Below are 6,000 nucleotides of genomic sequence, written 5' to 3'. Positions count from 1 at the left end.
CGCCGGCGCCGGCCGGACCGGCCGCACGCGCCGGGCAAAGGCGGCCGCGCTGGCCGCGCGCCGACTTCCCCAACGCGGCCGTGCACCCATACACGCACACGGGCCGCGACGGGCGGCGTTGGGACATGATGGGCGTGACCATCCCCGAAGGCGTGCGCCTGCAGGACGTCGACCTGGGCGGATGGCGGCTCAGCGCGTTCGCCGACCGGCGCAGCAGCGCGGACAAGGCCAACGGAGGGCCCGTCACGATCAGCTTCCGGCCCGACAAGCCCGTCGACCTGTACCGCGGCCGCGGCCCGGGACGCGAGACCATGCGCATCGACGACCCCTGNGACCTGTGCTGCGCCGTCAAGGCCGGACAGGGCCAACGAGCCGGCGCGCCCGCCCCGCCGCGCACGCCGGCGGACGACATGTTCGCGGACTACGGATGGCACGACGGCATCGACATCATGCGCGGCGAGCACTACACCATCCCCGACCCCGGCATGGCCGCGGCCGTCCCGCCCGCGCACGACGCGACCCGCTGACCGACGCCCGACCGAGGTGGCGCCTTGACACCATGGTGCCAAGGCACCACCTCCCGTCGCGCCGAGCGCGGAAAGCATCCCCCGACCCGGCCGCAGCGCCGCGCGGACGCCTACGCGTGTGCCGCGTAATGCGTCACCGGCGGCGACAATGAACAGAGGTTCCTCCCATGGCGAAGCGCGTCGGCGCGATGCGATGCGCGAACGCACCGGCATCGACGCCCCGGGGGACAAGAAGGAAAGGAACGAACATGGGCAAAGACCTGATACGGCGCATGTGCTCGGCGGCAGCGGCCCTGACCGCGACGGCGATGCTCTTCGGCGCCGCCTGCATCGCGGACACCGCGAGGGCGGCGGACGAATGGCGCGAAGGCGGCGGCCTGGCCTATCCGCTGGACCGCGACCTGGCCGAGATCGTGGATGACGGGGCCGCCACGTATGTGGGCGGCAACCTCAACATCATGGACGACCGCACCGATCCCGACCATTCAGGGACGCTCGTCGTCCCGTCGCGCGCCGCGGAGGCCGAGGGGCTGACCGTCGTGGATGGCTGGGTCCAGCTGGGCAGCCAGCATGACGGCGGATGGGACTGGAACAACCGCAGTTTCCGTTTCGGCGCCGCCGGACTGGGATCGGGCCACGGGCCCGCGCGCGGCGACGTCGTGCTCGCCGTCGGATCCGCGGCATGCGGCAATTCCATCTGGAACTACTACCAGTCCACCGCGTTCGTCGCCGCGTCCCGTTCGGACGATGCGGAATACCGCGCGAAGCTCGCCGTGGGACCGGGCGGTTCATGCGGCGCCGGCCGCACGGAGGACGTCCTGGCCGCGAACGCGGACGGGACGCGCGCCGATTGGATCGAACAGACAGACGACCCGTTGGCGGACGTCAACGGCGTGGACTACCGCGCCCACCGCCAGTCGATCCAGCAGCGGTCCGCGCAACTGGCCGCCATGAAGGACACCGGCGCCGTGGCGTATGGCGTCGCCCCCGCCGACGCGGACTATTGGAGGACGAACTGGCAGGCCGAGAACGTGAGCTATAAGTTCATCTTCGAAGGCGAGGACGGCGAACACCGGTTCGCGGAACGCCTGGTCACGTTCACGGGCGACGGCAAATCCGCCGTGCAGGTGTTCACCATGGACGCCGCACAGCTCGTCACGGAAGGCTGGCATGGCGTGTCGTGGCGGTTCGACGCCATCCCCGAGGACGCGGCCGTCGTGGTCAACGTGCGCGGCGCCGCGCAAGACGTCGTCTTCGACAACGGATGGCGGTTCTGGTGGAACGGCGTCGAGATCGGCAACGCGTGGGGCAAGGACGCGCCCGCGGACACCGTCGCGGCGTTCAGGGAGGCCGCCTCGTCGATCATGTGGAATTTCAAGGACGCGTCCAGCGTGCGCATCCAGGGCGGCAGGCTGAACAACGGCGACGGGCGGGACACGATCCTCACGCCCGGATCCGGCAGCGCCCGCGACCGCTGGGGGGACCCGGCGGCCGAGTTCATCGGCTCGATCCTCGTGCCGGATGGCGCGTTGACGACCGAGGCGTCCACGAACGGGCGCGTGATGACCGGAGGGGACTACACGATGGCGTCCGGCACCATAAGGAACGACGGCAGCACGTCGAATCCCTCGTGGAACACCCGGGCCAGCGTGCTGGGCATGGAGCAGGAGCGCCACAACTTCCCGTGGATCGGCCTGATGCATCTGGACGGCAGGGAGGTGTCGTGGCGCAAAAGCGACACGGAGGGCAACCTGCTGCCGGGCTCGCGGTGGCAGGTGTACGCCACCCTGGCCGACGCCAAGGCCCGCACGAACGCGCTGCTGTCCGTCACCGACAACGACGCCCTCGACCTGGACGGCCAGGACGGCGTGATCGCGGTGGGCAACCTCAAAGGGGGCCACGACTACTTCATCCGTGAGACGGCCGCCCCCAGCGGCTACGACATCAACGAGGGCATCTGGGCGGCCGACGCGGACACGGGCGCGCTGAGCGGCGTGGACGGCGCCGCGGACGCCGCCCTGGGCGCGGACAACACAATCGTGAACCAGCGGTCCACACAGGTGTCGTGGGTCAAGTACGACGCCTCCAGGCCCGCGGGCGACACGGAAGGCGTGCTGGCCGGATCGCAGTGGACGGTCACGCCCGACGGCGCGGAGCAGGGCACGCCGGTCGCGGACGCGACGGTGAGCGCCGAATCGGTGGAGGTGACCCGCCAGGGCGGCCGCGTGACCGCGCTGACCCTGTTCCAGGGCGAGTCGGCGCAGCTGTATGCGGAGGTGGCGCCCGCCGACGCGCCGCGCACCGTGCGGTGGACCAGCGCGGACCCGGCGGTGGCGAGCGTGGACGGCGGCCTGGTGACCGCAGGCAAGCCGGGCACCACCACGATCGACGTGGCCAGCGGCGCCGACCCGGCGGTCAAGGCCACGCTCGAGGTGCGCGTCACCGGCGATTTCACGCTGGTGAACGCCGGCACCGCATACGAGCCGGGCGGCGCATACGCGGTCGTGGCCGGCGAGCATCCGCTGACGCTGAGCGTGGACTCGGACCGCCTGCCGCATGTCACCAGCTCCGACACCAACGTCGCACGCGTGCGCGACGGCAAGCTCATCGCGGGCAACCCGGGCACGGCGCGCCTGTCGTACACCGTGGCCGGCCAGGCGCGCGAGTTCACGCTCACCGTGGTGCCCGAGGGCGTGACGGCCGTGTTCTTCGCCACCCGTCACGGCGACAACATCTACAAGACGACGCCGGACGGGCCCACGGGCGAGATCATCTGCCACGACGAGCGCAAACCGGTATGCACGCCCGAACTGACCGACGTCAGGTACGAGGACAACATCCTCAAAGCCCAGAAGACGGCGAACGACGCGGACTGGAGCGTGGTGTACGTGCCCAACGAGAACCTGGACGCGTTCGACTACGTGGTGGGCGCCAACGTGGGCCGGTACTCGTGGACGACCAACGGCGCGCCCATGCAGTCCGTGGAGATCAAGGCCATGCGCGGGCCGGACTACTCGAACTTCCACGCGCCGGCCGGACAGATCGCGGTGTGGATGGAGAACTGGGACAGCTCCGGCACGGGCGTGCCCGGACAGATGAAACCGTCCCGCACCGGCGACGTGCGCATCACGGACGACAAGGGCGACCACATCGAATCCGGCGGCATACAGGCGATGGACACCGGCTCCACGCTCAAACTGACGGCCCGCGTCGTGCAGGGCACCGGCGATACGGACGGCCGCGTCTACTGGAAGAGCTCGAACACGGACGTGGCGGCCGTCAGCGACGAAGGCGCCATCGAGGCGCGCAGTCCGGGCATCGCGGACGTCTACGCGATCGCGCCCACCGGATCGAGCCAATGGGTGCAGGTCCATGTCGTCGACCCCGGCGACATCGCCCTGTACATGTACACCTCCCAGCTGGACGGCCTGTGCGGTGAGGACGACCCATGCGCCATCCGCGAGAGCGACATCCGATACCGACAGTGGACGTATTACGACAACGACCGCATGCTGATCGGCGCCGACCAGTGGGATTCCCGAGATAAGACAGTGATCTCCCACGCGTACGACACGGCCCACGCAGACGGCGCATCCTCCACTCCGATCACCCGGTTGGACATCCCTCGCGACGCCATCCCCGGCAAATACGTCTATCTGACCAGCCGCAAGACCCAGACGGTCCAATGCTCGGTGCTGCAGGACGCCTCCCTGCGCGCCCGCTGCACCGACGAGACCGGCGGCTCATTCGTATCCGAATGGGGCATGGGCCCCTATGGGTTCACCTCGACATTCGGCCGGCACCGTTTCGTGCATCTCGACTACGTCGACGTCTCATCAGCCCGGATCCTCCAGCTCGGCGGGGAAGTGGCGTTCGTCCCATCCGTCGCGTTCCGCCCCGGCGATGCGATGCCCGGCCTTACCGACGAGGAGAAAGCCAGCATCGAAACCCCCGACGACGGCATGACGGACACACTGCAGACCCAGCCCAAGCAGGTGAACCCCGCATGGGAGGACATGGACACTCGCGCCGGCCATTTCCACATCGCGGCCGTCCAGGACGGCACGTACCGGCTGGAGGAAACGGCCGCCCCGACCGGGTATGCCAGACTCGAGGCCCCACTCCGGTTCGAAGTGCGCGACGGACAGGTGTTCTGGCCCGAGGGGCTGCCCGTGATCGAATCGACCGCATGGATCGCGAACACGCGCGCCGGCACTCCACCCGACATCCCGGCCGATTCGCCGGATACCTCCGGCGAATCGGGGCCCTCCGGCGCGACGGGGACCCCGTCCGGCAAAGACGATCCCAAGGAGCCCGGCGGCCGGCCGCAGGTCAGCGCGGACGACATCTCCGGGATCACCTCGCTCGCCGCCACGGGTATGGAAGTGAGCGTGGCCGGTGTGGTGGCGGTGCTGTCGGCCGCATTGGCGATCGCGGTATTGTCCGTGCGTGAACGGCTGCGGCCGCACGGACGTCATGCCGGCGAGCCCCGGGCCTAGTCGCCGTCGGACCGGCCCATGCGGGACGGTCCGGCGGCCGGGTGAGGCGATGCCGGTGCGGTCGGGATTTCCCGGTCGCACCGGCATCGCGGTTTCAGACGGCAATCCTCGCAGCGGTATCACGGAACCGCCGCCGGCGGCCGCGCCGGGGACCGGGTATGATGGGGTGACGCGTTTCAACGAACGGAGGCGGAGGCATGGGACTGGACACGAAACAGTTGGCGGGGCTGCTGTACTCCATGGGGCACACGTTCGACAACCTGTCGTCGACCTACATCGCCACGGAGGAGTTCCTGCGTACGAACAATCCGAGGGTGATCGGCTCCCGCGCCGACCTCGCGTTGCTGGAGGACCTCAGGGACGCGTCGTCGTATGCGCTGCATGAGCCGGCGCCATTGGACGCGGCGTTCGTGAAGGGCGTCAACGCGAGGCTGAGCCGTACTGCGGCGCTCGAACCGGGCGTGCTGCGCACGGACCGCAACATCATGGTGCGCACATCCATCGGCGACTACATCCCCGAAGTGCCCGACGAGGAGGGGATGGAATCGGTTCTAGCCGAAGCACGACACGGAGATGGGGGCCTGTTCGGTGCGGCGCAACTGTTCGCCCGGCTCGCCCGGATGCAGCCGTTCGGTGACGGCAACAAACGCACTGCGCTGCTCGTCGCCAACCGGCTGCTGCTGGACCATGGCACGGGTCGCACGCTGATCGTGCCCACCCAGGATCCGGACCGCCGCACGTTCAACGATCTGATGGGCCTGTGGTACGTGCGGGAGGACGTGCGCGTCATGCGATGGCTCGCCGACTACAACGAGGACATCGCGGGCCTCGACGAATACGGCCGCCCCATCACGCGTGCCGGCTGCATGCCGCGGCCGTGCGGTGCGATGGGGCGTGACGGATCGCGGGAGGGCGAAGACGGATGAACGTATCCGGGGGAGCACGGTTGTGCGAATGGTTGCGCAGGGAACGCG

2 protein-coding genes are annotated in these 6,000 nt (G+C 69.5%); both read left to right on the top strand.

The features are described from left to right. Positions 1–775 precede the first annotated feature (775 nt). Positions 776–5,026 (top strand): Ig-like domain-containing protein, encoded by a 4,251-nt coding sequence (locus B1400_RS03905; RefSeq protein WP_162288169.1) that lies wholly within the window; start codon positions 776–778, stop codon positions 5,024–5,026. A 218-nt stretch (positions 5,027–5,244) separates the two neighbouring features. Then, on the top strand, positions 5,245–5,952 hold the full coding sequence (locus B1400_RS03900; RefSeq protein WP_235607314.1) for a Fic family protein: 708 nt from the start codon (positions 5,245–5,247) through the stop codon (positions 5,950–5,952). Positions 5,953–6,000: the final 48 nt, after the last annotated feature.

It is taken from the genome of Bifidobacterium italicum (assembly GCF_002286915.1).
In the GTDB taxonomy this organism is placed as follows: Bacteria; Actinomycetota; Actinomycetes; order Actinomycetales; family Bifidobacteriaceae; genus Bifidobacterium; species Bifidobacterium italicum.
This window is presented reverse-complemented; position numbering and strand designations above follow the sequence as displayed.

Bases quoted from the DNA above. Each gene is read 5' to 3' on its own strand.
- B1400_RS03905 (WP_162288169.1), top strand. From the start codon at position 776: ATGGGCAAAGACCTGATACGGCGCATGTGCTCGGCGGCAGCGGCCCTG.